11 protein-coding genes are annotated in these 17,271 nt (G+C 62.8%); 1 reads left to right on the top strand and 10 read right to left on the bottom strand.

Features of this window, described 5'->3' with window-relative positions; genetic code table 11:
* Nucleotide 1 precedes the first annotated feature (1 nt).
* Nucleotides 2-1,252 (top strand): hypothetical protein, encoded by a 1,251-nt coding sequence (locus ACYQ00_RS15210; protein ID WP_460032948.1) that lies wholly within the window; start codon nucleotides 2-4, stop codon nucleotides 1,250-1,252.
* A 3-nt stretch (nucleotides 1,253-1,255) separates the two neighbouring features.
* On the opposite strand, the gene ACYQ00_RS15215 is transcribed toward ACYQ00_RS15210, so the two are convergent.
* From ACYQ00_RS15215 to ACYQ00_RS15260, 10 genes are all read right to left on the bottom strand, one after another.
* Nucleotides 1,256-3,082, bottom strand: coding sequence for an SLC13 family permease (locus tag ACYQ00_RS15215; RefSeq protein ID WP_460032949.1), 1,827 nt, complete (start codon nucleotides 3,080-3,082; stop codon nucleotides 1,256-1,258).
* A 143-nt stretch (nucleotides 3,083-3,225) separates the two neighbouring features.
* Nucleotides 3,226-4,263 carry an alpha-hydroxy-acid oxidizing protein gene (locus ACYQ00_RS15220; protein ID WP_460032950.1) on the bottom strand — a complete coding sequence of 346 codons (1,038 nt, stop codon included), beginning with the start codon at nucleotides 4,261-4,263 and terminating at the stop codon, nucleotides 3,226-3,228.
* A 36-nt stretch (nucleotides 4,264-4,299) separates the two neighbouring features.
* Nucleotides 4,300-6,465, bottom strand: a complete 2,166-nt coding sequence (gene ldhH, locus ACYQ00_RS15225) for an L-lactate dehydrogenase (quinone) large subunit LdhH (RefSeq protein WP_460032951.1) — start codon at nucleotides 6,463-6,465, stop codon at nucleotides 4,300-4,302.
* 3 nt (nucleotides 6,466-6,468) lie between these two features.
* Entirely contained in the window at nucleotides 6,469-7,095 is a 627-nt protein-coding gene (locus ACYQ00_RS15230) for a LutC/YkgG family protein (protein ID WP_460032952.1), read from the bottom strand.
* A 10-nt stretch (nucleotides 7,096-7,105) separates the two neighbouring features.
* Nucleotides 7,106-8,323, bottom strand: a complete 1,218-nt coding sequence (locus ACYQ00_RS15235) for an acetate kinase (protein ID WP_460032953.1) — start codon at nucleotides 8,321-8,323, stop codon at nucleotides 7,106-7,108.
* Between the two features lie 4 nt (nucleotides 8,324-8,327).
* Complete coding sequence (gene pta / locus ACYQ00_RS15240) at nucleotides 8,328-10,439, bottom strand: phosphate acetyltransferase (RefSeq protein WP_460032954.1); 2,112 nt, start codon at nucleotides 10,437-10,439, stop codon at nucleotides 8,328-8,330.
* A gap of 215 nt (nucleotides 10,440-10,654) precedes the next feature.
* Nucleotides 10,655-11,935, bottom strand: coding sequence for a (Fe-S)-binding protein (locus ACYQ00_RS15245; protein WP_460032955.1), 1,281 nt, complete (start codon nucleotides 11,933-11,935; stop codon nucleotides 10,655-10,657).
* A gap of 14 nt (nucleotides 11,936-11,949) precedes the next feature.
* Nucleotides 11,950-13,332: an FAD-binding oxidoreductase gene (locus ACYQ00_RS15250; protein ID WP_460032956.1), complete on the bottom strand. Its 1,383-nt coding sequence runs from the start codon at nucleotides 13,330-13,332 to the stop codon at nucleotides 11,950-11,952.
* A gap of 69 nt (nucleotides 13,333-13,401) precedes the next feature.
* Nucleotides 13,402-15,102, bottom strand: coding sequence for an L-lactate permease (locus tag ACYQ00_RS15255; RefSeq protein WP_460032957.1), 1,701 nt, complete (start codon nucleotides 15,100-15,102; stop codon nucleotides 13,402-13,404).
* 431 nt (nucleotides 15,103-15,533) lie between these two features.
* The gene (locus ACYQ00_RS15260) at nucleotides 15,534-17,093 is read right to left on the bottom strand and encodes a sigma-54-dependent transcriptional regulator (RefSeq protein WP_460032958.1); all 1,560 of its coding nucleotides are present in this window, start codon (nucleotides 17,091-17,093) and stop codon (nucleotides 15,534-15,536) included.
* Between the last annotated feature and the right edge of the window lie 178 nt (nucleotides 17,094-17,271).

Genomic DNA, 17,271 nt, shown 5'->3' on the forward strand with positions numbered 1-17,271 from the left:
CATGCGACTGCATTGGAAAAAGGGTCGTGTTGTCTTGCTGGGAATGGCGGCGTGCCTGCTGGCGGCAATGGTGGCGCATGGCGTTGCGGGCCCTGCCTACGAACGTCCCTCCACCCTCAAGGCCTCGGCCATGTTGCCGGAGGCCACCCGCCAGGGCGCGTTGCACACCGTGGATGAGGCCGTCTTTAATGATGGGTACATGAATCTGTACACCATCAAATCCCCGCTTGGGGAATTCCGGGCTGAGTCCACGGCGGAATTGCTGGTCCGCATTCAGGAAATCTACGCCATAGACGCCATGGACAAGCTGGCCAGCTCCAAGGCCTTTGGCGATGCCCTGGTTCAGGGCGGCAAGCAGATGGTGGATACCGTGGCCGACGTGGTGACAGACCCCCTGGGCACCATCACGGGCACGGTGTCCGGCGTGGGCAAGATCTTCCAGCGCGCCGGGGACAGGCTGACGGGCAACCGCAGCAAATACGACGGCAATGTCGCCTCCAGCATCAGCGGCTACGACGAAGCCAAGCGCGAATACGCCAAGGCTTTTGACGTGGATCCCTACAGCAGCAACCAGCTCTTGCAGGATCGGCTGGACAGGCTGGCCAAGGCCGGCTTTGTGGCCCATCTGGCCGGCACCGCCGCCAAGATGGCCATTCCGGGCGGCGTGGGCCTGGCTGTGGGCGCAGTGTCCGGCGTGGGGTCGCTCAAGGGCATCGACATGGCCCTGCCGCCCGTGGATATCCGCCGGTTCAACAAGGAGCGGATGGAGCAGATGGGCGTTGCCAATGAGGTGGCCGATCTGTTCAACAAGAACGAAAGCTTCACTCCCTTGCAACAGAGCCTGCTGGTGGCGGCGTTGACGGACATGCAGGGCGTGGCCGGGCGGGATGTGTTCATCCAGTTCGCCGTGCCCACCTCGGACGAGCGACTGGCCTTCTTCCGCCAGCGCATGGCCCGCATGTATTCGAATTATCATTTGAATGTGGAACCGCTGGAACGCTTTGTCCCGGTGGGGCAGTTCATTGCCGCCCAAACGAAAAGCGGCAAGCGGCTGATGTGCTTCCCGCTGGATTATCTCATCTGGGCTCCGCAGGTGGAGAATCTGGTCCGCTTTTTCACCGAGGAAGCCCGGGCCGCGCATGTGTCGGGCCTGGAAATCCGCCTGGGCGGCATGGCCAGCGCCACAGCCCGCAAGCAGATGGTGGCCCAGGGCTGGAAAGTGGTGGAACTGCGGGAATTCTTCAAGAAATAAGCCTCAGTACAGCGAAGCCAGGGCGGCCAGCACCAGCACGTAACAGACGGACAGGGGGCCACCGGCCCGGAGAAAATCTCCGGATGAGTAGCCCCCTGCGCCCATGTACAGCGCATTCACCTGGTGCGTGGGCAGGAGGAAGGAATTCGAGGCCGCCAGCGCTCCCACCAGGGCGGCCATGCGCGGGTCTGCGCCCACGCCCTGGGCGATGTCAATGGCCAGGGGCGTCAGCAACACCACGGCGCCCACGTTGGAAACCACCAGCGTGATGGCCGTGGAGAGTGCGGCAAGCACCAGGAAAAAAACAAAAGGCGTGGCCAGCGCGTCCCCGGCCAGCAGCAGCACCTGATGCGCCAGCCAGGCGGCGGCGCCGGTCTTTTCCATGGCTGTGCCCAGGGGAATGAGCCCGGCCAGGAGGAAGACGGTGCGCCAGTCCACCCCGCGGTAGGCTTCGTCAATGTTCAATACGCCGCTCACCACCATGCCCATGGCCCCGCTCATCAGGCACACGGCCAGGGGCAGCCCGGAAAAGATGGCCAGCAGTGTGGCCAGCAGGAACCAGCCCACGGCCAGACCGGCCTTGCGCGGATGCAGGATCTCGTGATCCAGGGGCTGGACAAAGAGCAGGTCCCGGGCCGGGCGCATGGCGTGGAAGGCCTCCCAGGTCCCGAACATGAGGATGGCATCCCCGGGTTTGAGAGGCTGGCCGCCCAGCTGCTGATAGAGCTTTGCGCCTTCGCGATTGAGCGCCAACGGTGCGAGGTGGTGCGTGTGGCGGAAGCGGATCTCCGAAATGGTCCGTCCCTCGAACCGGGAGTGCGGCGGCACCACGGCTTCCACCACCCCGCCCATGTCCGGCGAAAGCGCCCCGGCAAAGAACTCGGGCTGTTCTCGAATCTCCCAGCCGAAGTGGCTGGCTGCCTCGCGCAGGCCGTCTTCGGGGCCATAGGCAGCAAAGATTGCGCCGGGGCGGATGAGCATTTCCCTGTCTGGTGGGATGAGCATGTCCCGGTCGCCAGTCATCCCCTGGGGCGCCAGGGCCACGGTGTGGATATTATGGCAGTCGCACAGGTCGGTGATCTGTACGCCGGCGGCCTGGGACAGGGGCTGCCCGGGCACGCGGATTTCGAAGAGCCGGCCGAGTTCGGGATAGAACTCCAGCGGCTCCGGAGTGGCCGGTCGCTGTTCGCCGCGGCGTTCCCTGGGCAGGGCCAGATTGCCCAGGAGCAGGAAATAGCCGATGCCCAGGCCTACCAGCGCCAAACCGATAGGCGTGACACTGAACAGGGAAAAGGACTTGAGGCCAAAGGGGCGCATCAGGTCGTTGAGCATGATCAGGGGCGAGGAACCGACCAACGTCACCGTGCCGCCGAGAATGGCGCAAAACCCTACGGGCATGAGCAGGCGGGAGAGGGGGATGCCGGTCTGGGACGAGAGTCGTTTTATCGCGGGCAAAAACAACGCCGCCGCCCCGATATTCTGCATGAAACTGGAGAGGATAGCGATGGCCCCGCACAACAGGGCCAGCATGCGCGAGCGGCTGCCCCTGGCCAGATGCATGAGCGGCCGCACGGCGTTGGTGATGACCCCCGTATGATCCAGCCCGCGGCCCATGATGACCACGGCGATGATGGATACCACCGCCGTGGAGGACAGCCCCTGGAAGGTCTGGCGCGGTTCCACCAATCCCAGGAGGGACAGGGCCAGCATGGCCAGGATGGCCGTCACATCCACCCGGAGCCATTGGGTGATGAACAGAAGGATGGTGGCTCCTGTGATGCAGAAGACCAGGACCATATCCAGGGTCAGCGCAGGTGCAGCGGCGGGCATAGGGCTTCCTCCCTGTCCTGCGCATAGCATGCGGCAGCGCGGAAAACCAGTGGGGCGGGGCAAAAACGTTGCCAAACGCAACACCCCGCGACTGGCCCGAAGGACCGGTCGCGGGGTGGAGGCGAGGATATGTCGACTGCGGGCTAGGCCAGGGAGGAGGCCTGCCGCAGGAAGAGGATCTTGCGGTCCACGTGGCGCACATCGGCCGTGGCCGTGAGCAGCATGGACTGGATAAGCTCGGTGCGCATGTTGTTCAGCAGCAGGGACACGCCTTCCGCGCCGCCGCCCACGGCCCCGATGGCCAGGGGCCGGCCCACGAGCACGGCCTGCGCGCCCAGGGCCAGGAGCTTGAGCACGTCGGCCCCATTGCGCACGCCACCGTCGGCCATGACCACGGTGTGGTTGCGGACCTTTTCGGCAATCCAGGGCAGCACCTCGGCCACGCCAGGGGTGGAGTCCAGCACGCGGCCGCCGTGGTTGGAGACGACGATGGCGGCAGCCCCGGCCTCCACGGCCATTTCCGCTTCCACCGGGGTCATGATGCCTTTGATGATGAAGGGCAGGCTGGTGGCCTGGATCACTTCCCGCAGCTCCCGCAGGCTCTTGGGGCCCACGGGCTGGCCCTTGAGGGCCATGGTGATGAGCCCGGCGCCGTCAATGTCCATGCCCACGGCGCAGGCGCCGGCGGCTTCGGCTTCCTGAATGCGGGCAATGATTTCCTTTTGCCCGCGCGGCTTGATGATGGCAATGCCGCGGCCTTTCACTTCCTTGATGGCGGCCAGGCCGGAGGCGTACATGGTGGGGTCGGCGCCGTCGCCAATCATGCCCATGACGCCGGACTTGGTGCTGCCGGTCAGCAGGGAGGAGGCGAGTTCCTCTTCGGTAACCGCCCCCCCCAGATTGTAGGTGGAGCCAGTCATGGGCGCGGCGAGCACGGGCATATCCAGCTCGTTCCCAAAGAGCACAAGGTTGGTCCTTGGGTCGCGCACCTCATGAATGGTCCGCATGTTCAGCAGGTGTTGGGATAGGGCCTCGACATTGGCTTTGAACGAACTGCCGGAACCGACGCCGCCCATGCCGGGAACCTCGCCCCGGCAGGCGATGCCATTGCAGATGGAACATACGCGGCAATACCCCTTGAGCTTTGCCCGCGCTGTTTCCCTGAGGGTGTTCAAATCCATGGCCCGATCTCCTGTTTCTTGATTGGCTGTCGAGGATTATCCCAGCAATTCGGCGATGTGCTTGACCTCGACCTTTGGCCCTTGGCGCTTTTCCATGCCGCCCCGAATCTGCATGACACAACCGGGACAATCAGTGACAACAATTGATGCGCCGGAAGCAACAATGTTGTCCAGCTTTTTTTGGAGGAGGTTGCTGGAGATCTCGGCGAACTTCACGCTGTAGCTGCCGCCAAAGCCGCAGCAGACCTCTTCCTCGGCGCAAGGGACATATTCGTTGCCACTGGCGGCGATGAGCGCCCGCGGGGCCTCGCGGACGTCCATACCACGGCAGAGGTGGCAGGGGGCGTGGTAGGTCACCTTCTTGCCGCCGGTGGTCTTGGGCTGCACCTTGAGCACGTCGTGCACAAAGGAGGAGAAGTCGATGACCTTGTCGGCAAACTGCGCGGCCTTGAAGGCCATCTCGGGCTTGTTCTCAAGCAGTTTCGGATAACTGTGCTTGAGGTGCGAGGCGCAGGAGGCGCAGGAGGTGACGATGTAGTCGTACTCCGCGGGGTCCATGGCCAGCATGTTTTGCAGCGCCACATCGCGCGCGGCGTCAACCTCGCCCATCATCTGCAGGGGCAGGCCGCAGCAGCTCTGGTCCATGGGGAAGTCGATCTGGGCCTGCTTGCCGGCCATGGCCTTGGCGGCGGCCACCAGCTGTTCGGGGAACAGGAAGTCGTGCGCGCAACCGGCAAAGAGAGCCACCTTCATGCTGGCGTGCTGGCCGGCCTTGGGGTTGACCTCCTGCTTGAGCCCTTTTTCCCAAAGGTCGCGGAAGGGCGTCTCGGCCACGGCAGGCAGGGCCCGGAAGTCCTGGTCCTTGGCAAAGATCATGGGCAGGTGGCGGATGAAGCGGCCGTTGGTCTGTCCCTTGCCCACAAAGGGCTTCTGGCCCCAGCTTGCGGCGCGCAGGAGACCGTGGAACAGCTTGCGGTTCTTCATCATCAGGCTCAGGAGCTTGCCCTCGATGGGATGGCCTTCCTCGCTGAGGATGCGGGCGTGGATTTCCTTGATGAGCCGGGGCAGATCAATGCCGGCAGGGCAGATGGCCTTGCAGCTCTGGCAGTTGATGCAGTTCTGCACCAGGTTCTTCGCTTTTTCCCGGCCATGATAGAAGTAGGTCAGGATGAGGCCGATGGCGCCGATGTAGATGTGGCCGTACTTGTGGCCGCCGACCATGCGGTACACGGGGCAGACGTTGGCGCAGGCGCCGCAGCGCACGCAGCGCAGGACCTGCTTGAATTCGGGATCCTTGGCCAGGGCGCGGCGGCCGTTGTCCAGGAAGACCACGTGCATGCTCTTCTTGTTGTCCGGGGCGGCGCCGCACTCGTTGGTGCCGGTCACCCAGGTAACGTAGGAGGTCAGCTGCTGGCCGGTGGCGTTTCTGGGCAGGGCGCGCAGCACGCGCAGGGCGTCGTGCAGGGTGGGGGTGAGCTTGTCCAGACCCACGAGGGCGACGTGCACGCGGGGCAGGGTGGTCACCAGGCGGGCGTTGCCTTCGTTGGTCACCAGACCGATGGTGGCGCTGTCGGCAATGGCGAAGTTGCCGCCGGAGATGCCCATGTCCGCGGTGGCATATTTCACGCGCAGTTCGCGGCGGGCGACCTTGACCAGCTTCTGGATGTCGGAATCCTGGTCCTTTTTGGTCACCTGGGTAAAGAGATCCGCCACCTGATAGCGGGACAGGTGGATGGCCGGCATGACCATGTGGGAGGGCCCTTCATGGCGCAGCTGGATGATCCATTCGCCCAGGTCGGTTTCCGTGACTTCGAGGCCCTTGTCTTCCAGGTGATGGTTGAGCAGGGTTTCTTCCGCCGTCATGGACTTGGACTTGACGATGGACTTGCAGCCGTTTTCTTCGGCAATGCGGGCGATGATCTCGTTGGCTTCCAGGGCAGTCTTGGCAAGGTGCACCTGAATACCGATGGCCTCGGCGTTTTGCTTGAACTCTTCGTAGAGTTCATCCAGGCGGGCCACGGAAGCATCCTTGGCGTCGGCGATTTCGGCAATCAGCCCGGCCAGGTCCATGTCCTTGAAGGCATTGTCGCGGCCGGTGCGGTAGGCCACGGCAAAGTTATCCAGGGTTTTGCGCAAAAACTCGTTATCCAGCGACTCCCGGAGTTCAGCTTTGTACTGAGAAAGCGTGTGGGCGGTTTGCATGGTCTAGTCCTCCAGGAGCAGGATGTGCAGTTCCAGCGGGCCATGAACGCCAATGGCCAGCACGCGTTCAATGTCCGCGGTGCGGGACGGGCCGGTGATGAAGGCCATGTACGAGGGGGCCTTCTTCATGCGCTTGTCCAGCTTGGATTCGATGTCGTAGCTGGCCTTGACGATGTCGCTCACCTTGAGCACGGCGATGTGGATTTCGCCGATCATGGTGGCCAGACGCAGTTCCTCGCTCGCGGAGTCGATGACAATGGTCCCGGTTTCCGCGATACCGAACTCGCAGGAGGTAAAGGCCATGTCGATGCCGGCCAGGTGCGTGCGCATGCCTTCCGCGATGACCTGGATGCCGCGTTCTTCGGCCAGTTTGCTGAATGATCTCAGCTCCTTGTCCTTGAGCTGCGGCGCGGCGATGATCCGGGGCGCCGGCTTGGCTTCGCACAGCGCCCCGGCCGTCTCGGAGATGGCCTCCCCACAGCCGCTGATCAGCAGCTGGCAGGCTTCCTTGTTCGTGCACATGTCGATGGCATAGGCGTATGCGTCCTTCATGGAGGTGACGGGAATCACCTTGGCGGACACCAGCTCGGCTTTCTGCCGGAACAGGTCGACCATCTCCTGTTTGGTCATGAGTATCTCCTTAGATGGTTTTCAAGAGCGCAAGCGTTTGCTGCGCGATGGCAAGTTCTTCGTTGGTGGGCATGATCAGGATGCGGACGGCGGAATCGTCGGCGCTGATGTCCACCGGTTGGCCGCGCTTGGCCGTGGCGTTTTTTTCCGCATCAATCTTGATGCCCAGGTGTTCCAGGCCCTGGCAGACTTCCTGGCGCACATCGACGTCGTTTTCGCCAATGCCGGCGGTAAAGCTCAGGGTGTGGCATTCGCCCAGCAGGGCCAGGTAGGCGCCAATGTAATGCTTCACCTTGCGACAGAACATGATGAACGCCAGCTGGGCTTTGGCGTCCCCGGCTTCGCGGCGGGCATGCACGTCGCGCATGTCGTTCACGCCGCAGATGCCCTTGAGGCCGCTCTGCTTGTTCAGGACCGTGTCAATTTCCTTGACCGTCAGGCCCTTGCGTTCTGCCAGATACGGGTAGACAGCCAGATCCACATCCCCACAGCGGGTACCCATGACCAGACCGGCCAGGGGCGTCAGGCCCATGGAGGTGTCGATGCACTTGCCGCGCTTGACGGCGTCCATGGAGCAGCCATTGCCCAGGTGCATGGTGATGCCGCTGGTTTCCTCGGGCTTGCGGCCGATGAATTCCGCAGACTTGTTGAAGACATACTGATGCGAGGTGCCGTGGAAGCCATAGCGGCGGACCTGCAGTTCCTCATAATATTCATAAGGCAGGGCATACAGATAGGCTTCGGGAGCCATGGTCTGATGGAAGGCCGTGTCAAACACCGTGACCTGCTTGGCTTTGGGCAGCAGTTCCCGGGAGGTGGCGATGCCGGCCAGGTGCCCGGGATTGTGCAGGGGAGCCAGCGGGATGGTGGCGGTGAGCTTTTCCACCACGCTGTCGTCCACCAGCACGGGTTCGGTGAAGTAGACGCCGCCGTGCACGATGCGGTGGCCGGCGCCATCGATTTCATCCGGGCTGGCCACCACGGCGGCCTCGCCCTTGGTGATGCGATCCACCACCAGCTGCATGCCGATCTTGTGGTCCGGGATGGGCAGCTCATCGGTAAACACGGCTTCCTCGGCGGTGTCGGGGAATTTCTTGTGCTTGATGAGGCCCATGGGCTCGTGAATACGCTCCACCAGACCGGAGCAGAGCACGCGGTTGCCGGCGGCCATGTCGAACAGCTGGTACTTGATGGAAGAGCTGCCGGAGTTGATGACAAGAATCTTCATGGAACTACTTCCCCTGGGCCTGAGCGGCCTGAGCTTGAATGGCGGTGATGGCCACCGTGTTCACAATATCTTCCACGGTGCAGCCGCGGGAGAGGTCGTTGACGGGCGCGTTCAGGCCCTGGAGAACCGGACCGATGGCCACGGCGCCGGCGGCGCGCTGCACGGCTTTGTAGGTGTTGTTGCCGGTGTTCAGATCCGGGAAGATGAAGACCGTGGCCTTGCCGGCCACGGCGCTGCCGGGCATCTTGGTGGCAGCCACGGTGGGGTCGATGGCGGCGTCGTACTGCAGGGGGCCTTCCACCAGCAGCTCGGGCTGGAGTTCGCGCACCAGCTTGGTGGCTTCGCGGACCTTGTCCACATCCTCGCCGGAGCCGGATTCGCCCGTGGAGTAGGAGAGCATGGCCACGCGGGGCTCCACGCCGAAGATGCGGGCCGTCTCGGAGCTCTGGATGGCGATGTCGGCCAGTTCCTTGGCGTTGGGGTTGGGGATGACAGCACAGTCGCCAAAGACGAGCACGCGGTCGGACAGGCACATCAGGAAGACCGAGGAGACGATGGAGGAGCCGGGCTTGGTCTTGATGATCTGGAAGGCCGGCCGGATGGTCTGGGCCGTGGTGGTGATGGAGCCGGAAACCATGCCATGGGCGTGCCCCAGCTTGACCATCATGGTGCCGAAGTAGGTCGGGTCGGCCATGGTGTCGCGGGCGACTTCAGGCGTCATGCCCTTGGCCTTGCGCATTTCGAAGAAGGTATTGACGTATGCATCGAACTGCTCGGACTTGGAGGGGCAGATGATCTGGGCGGCCGAAAGATCCAGGCCCATCTGGGAGATGTCGGAGCGGATCTGGTCGGGGTCGCCCAGGATGGTCAGGTCCACCACACCGCGGCGCAGCAGGATATCTGCCGCCTTGAGGATGCGGCCGGAGCTGCCTTCGGGGAGCACGATGTGCTTGCGGTCGCTCTTGGCCTTCTCAATGAGGCTGTATTCGAACATCTTGGGCGTGACGCGGGTGGACTTTTTGGCTTCCAGCCGGGTGCGCAGCTCGTTGACGTCCACATGGGTTTCGAAGGTGCCCAGGGCGGTGGCAATCTTCTTCTGGTCTTCGGCGTCGATGCGGCCGTACAAATCCATGAGCACGCGGGCGGTCTTGAAGGTGTGGCCCTTGGTCAGGAGCACGGGCATGGGGTTGCCGGACCAGCCTTCGATGATCTTCTGGATGTTGCGCTGGGGCTCGATGCCGCCAGTGAGCACAATGCCGGCCATGTCCGGATATTCCGTGGACTGGCGGGAGGCGTAGCAGGAGAGAATGATGTCCGAACGGTCGCCGGGGGTGATCACCAGGCAGTTTTTGGAAATGTAATCAAGGAAGTTGCCCACCTGCATGGCGGCCACCAGATAATCGTCAATCTGGGCGTCGAGCAGGCCCTTGCCGTAGAGCACTTCGGCATCCAGCCATTTGGCCACGTCATTGATGGTGGGCTTGCCCAGGGAGGGCTCTTCAGGAATGACGTAATGCAGGCATTCCGTGGTGCTGCGGAACTTGCAGGAAAGCTGGGAGAGGACGTAGTCCTTGTCCTTGACTTCGGCGCGGTTGATGATGGTGGCCAGGATGTCCAGGCCTTTTTCCTCAAACCCGTCGATGGCCAGCTGGGTGGAGGACACGACCTCGTCGGGGGACTTGCCCTGGGCGTTGGTCACCAGCAGGACGGGGGCGCCGAGGTTGGCTGCGATTTCCGCGTTGATGTCCACCTCGAAGGCGGGGTCGGAACCGAGGAAGTCCGTGCCTTCGCAGAGCACAAAGTCGAAGCGCTGCTCCAGGCTCTTGTACTTGTTGAGGATGGTTTCCACCAACAAGGCGTGTTCGCCGCGGTTGATGATGTCGCGCGCCTCGGCCAGGGTGAAGGCATAAGTGTCTTCGTAGCGCTGGTTGAGGTAGAACTGGGACAGGATCAGGTTGATGTCGTGGTCTTTCTTGTTCGCCTGCCCGCCGCTGATGATGGGCCGGAAGAAGGCCACCCGCTGCACGTCGCGCAGAAGCATTTGCGTGAGGCCAAGGGCGATGGCCGATTTGCCTGTGCGCGGTTCAGTGCCGATGATGTAAAGATTTTTGACCATGAGCGCTCCTTCGGTTCTCCTTGTAAGACAGTAAGTTGCGCATCCGCCTTCACCTTCGGCCCCTAGAGAGGGCGGCGCGGGGGGAAATCCGAGCATTCGTAGCAGGTTTAGATTGATGAATCAATCGATCTTGCGGACGAAATTCCGGATTTTTTCACCTATTCACCCCCGCGCGCGCCCTGTTTTCTGCGTGCGCTTCAGCGTGACTCTATCATCTACAGCGCGTCGGCGTACAGCTCCACCACGTGACGAACTTTACGGGAGGCCCCGGCCTTGGAGAGCATGTCCGTGATCTGCATCATGCAGGCCGGGCAGCTCGTGGCCACGGTGTCCGCCTTGGAGTCGATGATGTGCTGTGCTTTTTTGCGGCCAATTTCCTGGGAGAGTTCATAGAACTTCAGGTTGAAGCTCCCCCCGCTGCCGCAGCAGGTGGCGGCGTCGGTCATTTCCACAAACTTCACGCCCGGGGTGGCCTTGAGCAGCGTACGGGGCTGCGCGGTCACGCCCAGGGAGTTCCGCAGGTGGCAGGGATCGTGGTAGGTCACCGTCTGATTTCCCGGAATGTCCGTGGGGGAGACCCCGAGCACATCCACCAGGAAGGCGCTCACGTCCTTGACCTTGTCCACAATTCTGCTCAGCGCGATCTGGTCGGACTTGTCTTCGTAGTAGGCAGGCCAGATCTTTTTGATGGTGGAGGTGCAGGTGGCGCAGGGGGTGATCAGGTAATCGAAATCGCCCTTGCGGAAGAGTTCAATGTTGGTCCTGACCATCTCCTGGAAGGAGGCCACGTCGCCGTTGGAAATGGCCGGAATGCCGCAGCATGCCTGGCCTTTGGGCATGAAGATGCCCACGCCGTGGTGCTTGAGCACCTTGATCACGGCATGGCCCACGCTGGGGTAGATTTTGTCCACCACGCAGCCGGGGTAGAAGGCCACCCGGATGCCGGCCGCACCGGCCGGGGTGTCCAGGCTGGGAACCTCCGAGTGCAGGGCCTTGGCGGCCAGGGTGCGGAAGTGCCGGTCGCCAATGATGGGGGCGTTGAACCGGGCGCAGGAGGTGCCCAGCATGTCGTCCACGGGCTTGGTGAAGATGCCCTGGAACTTGGCGCCGAGGTCCAGAATGGTGTTGAACAGACCGGGATTGGTCAGCAGCTTCTGGAAGATCAGCCGCTGCGCCGGGCTCATGCCGTTGTAGGCGGCCATGACGGCGCGTGCCTTCAGGAAGATGTCCGTGACCTTGACGCCGCTGGGGCAGTTCGCCTCGCAGGTGCCGCACAAGAGGCAGCGATTGAGCTTCTTGTTGACGCCGTCGGGGTCCTTGATCATCTCCTCGGCCAGGCCGGCCAGCAGGGCGATCTTGCCGCGGGTGACGTCGCCTTCGCGGCCGGTCTGGGCAAATACCGGGCACTGGGCCTGGCACATGCCGCAGCGCATGCAGGTGACGAGCTGGTCTTCCAGCGACTTGAGCATTTCGACAAGTTTTTTCGGATCGGCCATGGTGCTGCGCCTCCTTAGCCCACGATCAGCTTGCCAGGATTGAGGATACCCTTGGGATCAAGCACGCTCTTCATGCGCTTGGAGTATTCGATGGCCGCAATGCCGCATTCCTGCTTCATGTACTTGGCCTTGGCCATGCCAATGCCGTGCTCGCCGGAGAGCGTGCCGCCCAGAGCCAGGGCATGGTCGAAGATCTCGTCGATGGCGGCTTCCACACGGTGCCATTCCTCGGTGTTGCGCTTGTCGGTGAGGATGGTGGGGTGGAGGTTGCCGTCGCCAGCGTGACCAAAGGTGCCGATGGTCAGGTTGTATTTCTTGGCAATGTCTTCCAGGGCGGACATCATGGCCGGGATCTTGGAGCGCGGCACCGTGGCGTCTTCCAGCACGGTGGTGGGCTTGACCTTGGCCAGGGCGGGCAGGGCGTCGCGGCGGGCCTGCCAGACGGCGTTGCGCTCGGCGGCGTCCTTGGCCACGCGCACGGAAGTGGCCTTGTTCTTCTTGCAGATTTCTTCCACCTTGGCGGCGTCTTCTTCCACCATGCCGGGGTGGCCGTCCACTTCGATGAGCAGCAGGGCCCCGGCTTCCGTGGGCAGGCCGGCATTGCGGAAGTTCTCCACGGTGCGGATGGTGAAGTTATCCATCAGCTCCAGGGTGGCAGGCACGATCTTGGCGGCGATGATGGCAGCCACGGTGCGGCAGGCGTCCATCACAGTGTCGTACACGGCCATCATGGACTTGGCAGCCGTGGGCGGGGGCACGAGCTTGAGGGTGATGGTGTCGTACACGCCCAGGGTGCCTTCCGCGCCGACCATCAGGCCGGTGAAGTTGTACCCGGTGACGCACTTGACGGTCTTGCCGCCGCTCTTCACCAGCTCGCCGTTCACGTCATAGAAAGTCATGCCCATGACGTAATCCTTGGTGACGCCGTACTTGAGGCCGCGCAGGCCGCCGGCGTTTTCCGCCACGTTGCCCCCCAGGGTGGAGACAGTCTGGGAGCCCGGATCGGGCGGGTAGAAGAGGCCGCGCTTGGCCACTTCGGCAGCGAATTTGGCGGTGATGACGCCGGGTTCCACCACGGCGTAGAGGTCTTCCTCGTTGATTTCGAGGATGCGGTTGAGGGCGGTGGTCAGCACCACGATGCCGCCGGTGCTGGGGATGGTGCCCCCGGAAAGATTGGTGCCGGAGCCCCGCACGGTCATGGGGATGCCGTTGTCATTGCAGAGCTTGACGGTTTTGCCGAGCTGTTCGGAAGTGGCAGGGCGCACCACCAGACCGGGCATGCTGTTGGGCAGCACGGCGGCGTCGTAGGAGTAGCTGGCGAGGTCGGCCTCGCTGGTCAACACGTTGTCCTTGCCGACGATGGCTTCGAATTCCTTGACGAGAGCCTTTGCAGACATGCGGAATGCTCCAGAGTTGAAGAGGGCGGGAGCAGCCTGCTCCCGCCCGGTTGCGAATCGAACTGTTGGTTAGAAGATGCCCGGCACGAAGGTGAAGCACAGCAACGTGCCGATGACGCCCACCACCAGCCCGTACAGGGTCAGGGGAATGGCGTTGCGGCGGATGAGCAGGCCTTCCATGCCTACCAGACCCACGGTGGCGCAGGCGGCCACGATGTTGTGGATGCACACCATGTTGCCCATGGCGCCGCCCACAGCCTGCAGGGAGAGGATGATCTGGCGGGGCAGGTTCAGCTGGGTGGCCACACCGTACTGGAACTCGGAGAAGAGCAGGTCAGACACGGTGTTGGAGCCGGTGATGAAGGCACCCAGCGCGCCAACGAAGCTGGCGAACATGGGCCAGGCCTGACCAGCCAGACCGGCCACGTATTCGGCCATGGCCAGGGGCATGGAGGGGTAGCCGCCGGGGTTCACCTTGGACTGCTTGAAGATTTCCACCAGGGCCACGGCAAAGAACAGGGCGATGGTGGGGTTCTTCATGCGCTTGAAGGAGTCGCTCCAGGCCAGCTTGACCTTTTCCATGGGCATCTTGTGGATAAAGATGGTCATGATGGCCACCAGCACAAAGGGAATGGTGCCGGGCAGGTACAGGATGGAGCACACCCAGTTCACGCCCTTGTAGCCCATGATGTCCTTGATGGCGATGGTCACGGCGGGGGAGGTCAGCATGCCCTTGAGGCCCAGGCTGCCAATGCGGGTGAGCACCAGGATGAGGCCGATGAGCACGTACGGCGTCCAGGCGCGGGCCTGGCTCATGTGCGCGGTGTAGGTGCACTTGTCTTCGGCCTTGATTTCACCGGTCCATTCCTTTTCCCACTCGGCCTGAGGCGCAAAGTCCCAGGTTTCCTTGGGCAGGAACAGGCCCTTCTTGGCGCCGGTGACCACCAGGCCCAGGCCGATGAGGCCGCCGATGAGGGCCGGGAATTCCACGCCGATGAGCTGGGCCGTGGCGAAATACGGCACGCCAAAGCACACGGAGGCAAAAAGAGAAAATTTCCAGGCGCCCAGGCCTTCGGCAAAGCTGCGCTTTTTGCCAAAGAACATGGTCATCAGGCCCAGGGTGAACAGGGGCAGGATGAAGGCCATGGACAGATGCAGCATGGAGGACCACTGGCCCAGCAGCTTGAGGAACTGATCCCAGTTCTGGAAGGCCATGCCGGGGTTGGCGGCAATGGCTTCGACCACCTTTTCCTTGACCGGGGCCATGCCCACGATGAGGGGCGTGCCCACCGCGCCGAAGGTCACAGGCACGGAGTTCATGATCAGACACACCATGGCTGCGGCCAGCGGCGGGAAGCCCAGGGAGAGCAGCAGCGGGGCGGCAATGGCGGCAGGCGTGCCGAAGCCGGCCGCGCCTTCGATGAAGGCCGCGAACACGAAGGCGATGATGATCATCTGCACGCGACGGTCACGAGACAGGCCGTGGAAGCCGCAGTTGATGGTCTCCATGCCGCCGGAGTCGCGCAGCGTGTACAGAATCAGGATGGCGCCAAAGACGATGACCAGCACGTTGAAGGCGCCGCCGAACCCGGAGAGCGTGGCGGCAAGGACGAACCCGATGTCCATTTTCCAGATGGCCACGCCGGCAGCAGCCGTCACCAGCCAGGCCAGGGGCATGGCTTTGGTGGCGGGCCAGCGCAGGCCGGACATGAGGATCAACGCCAACAAAATGGGCAAGAACGCAACCAGTGCCAACATACCGATAGACATGCTACCTCCCAATGCTCTTGTGTTTGCTAGATCTTTGTCCGGCAGTCCTTCCAATCGGAAATCCCGGACCGCGCTCCTGCGCAAGCCTTGTCGTGCTGACTAGTTTTATCCAAATTTCCATAGCATATGTCGTGCCATGAAAGCGGTAGATGTGTTTCCAGTAGGTTAGGAGTGCTAACCTAGGGCAGCTCCCCTCAAAAGTGGCGATTGTTCATTTTGGCACAATCCAAACGTCCTTGAGGCTTGAGAATAGACGTGGGGCTGTCCTATTTTTCAGAATCAGCCGAAAAAGCAGTGAGATTTCAGGTGTCTGAAAAATCAGAATCGTCATGGAAGAATCGGAAAGGACTGGCTGCGTGCCCAGCGCTGCACGCTGCGGGGGGATTGCAGGACTATGTCGGGCCAGGGAGGCCGGCGTGGCAGGTCGTGACTTACCGTGTCGGCAGCTGGTGCTTCTTCAGCAGGGCGTACAAATGCGACTTGGACAGGCCTGAGACCTCGGTCATGCGTTCCACATCCCCGCCGGTCTGGCGCTGCAGGGCTTCCAGGTAAACATGCTCTATGGAGGCCTTGAATGCTTTGAGGGAAGGGAGAGGGGTGTCGGGGTCAAGCGTGAGCGGGGCGGGATGGCCCTCCTGGGTGAGCGCCGGCCCGGAACGTTGTGTCAGGGAGAGTTCCGAGGCCGCCATGCCGGAGAAGGAGGGCCGGGCCGCCACTGCCGCCACGGCAACGGGTGGAGAAGGCGAAGGGAGTGGCGCGAGGTTCGCCGTTGCGCCGGGGCTGACGGCCGGGGCCGCATCTGCGCCGGGCTCATGCCCCAGCTTGCGCCGGGCCACGGCAATGCGTAGGGCGCTGGGCAGGTGGCTGGCATAGAGCACGTCGCTGTCCCAGCCGGCCACAAAGGCCGTCTCCATCATGGCGAAGAGTTCGCGGACATTGCCCGGCCATTGATAGACCCGCAAATGCTCAAGAAATTCGGGGTCCAAAGATTTGCGGGCCATGCCGTACCGCTGGGCCAGGGCTCCCACCCGGTACATGGCCAGCAGGGTGATATCCTGCTGGCGCTGTCGCAGGGGCGGCAGGTGGATCTCCATGGTCTTCAGGCGAAAATACAAGTCACTGCGGAACGCGCCTTCTTCGACCATGGTTTCAAGGTTGCGGTTTGTGGCGGCCAACAGGCGGAAATCACTGGAGTATTCCTTGATCTCCCCCACGGGGCGAAAGCGCTTTTCCTGCAACACGCGCAGGAAGGTCTTCTGGGCGTTGAGGGAGAGTTCGCCGATCTCATCCAAAAAAAGCACGCCCTGGTCCGCGGCGCGAATGAGGCCCAGGGAATCCGTGTGTGCGCTGGTGAAGGAGCCTTTTTTGTGGCCAAAGAGCAGGCTCTCCAGCAAGGTCTCGGAAAGCGCCGCGCAATCGACCACAATAAAAGGCTTTTCGCGGCGGTTGCTGTTGCAGTGAATGGTCCGGGCCATCAGCTCCTTGCCGGTCCCGGTTTCCCCCACCAGGAGCACCGGGGCTTCGCTGCGGGCGGCCTTGCTCACCTGGTCCAGGCAGGCGCGAAAGCCCGAGCTCACTCCCACCACATTGTCCAGACACAGGGGGGAGATGCCCTTGGCGCGTTTGCTTTCGCGGTAGGCCAGGGCGCGTTCCAGGCGCTGCAGGGTATCCTGCAGGGACATGGGCTTGAGCAGATAGTCCCAGACCCCGCCGTGGATGGCGGCGGCGGCACCGTCGGCCGTGCCCTCGCCGGTCAGGACAATCACCTCAGGCTGCGAGGGGGTGTCCAGAATGGCTGGCAGGGCCTGGAGCCCGTCACCATCTGGCAGGCGGACGTCCAAAAAGACGATGTCCGCATTGGAAGTCTTAAGCAACTCCAGGCCCTTGGCGAGAGTTGGCGCGGCAAGGCCCTGGTGTCCTGCCCTGGCGACCATGCGCAGCATGGTTTCGCAGATCTGCTCGTCGTCGTCGATGACCAGGATGATTGCCATGGGCGTGGGGTGGGGCGGAGGGTTGGTGACTGAGAGGCCGTCCTTGCAACGGGATCACTGCGAAAACATGCCACGCCGGGAGGGGAACGGTCAAGAAACGGCCGCAGCCGTTTCCGTCTCGCCCTCCCGGCGGGTCAAAAGCCTCACCGCATCGCCATCGGGAGCGGCAGCCATGCGG

Source organism: Megalodesulfovibrio paquesii (assembly GCF_054653055.1).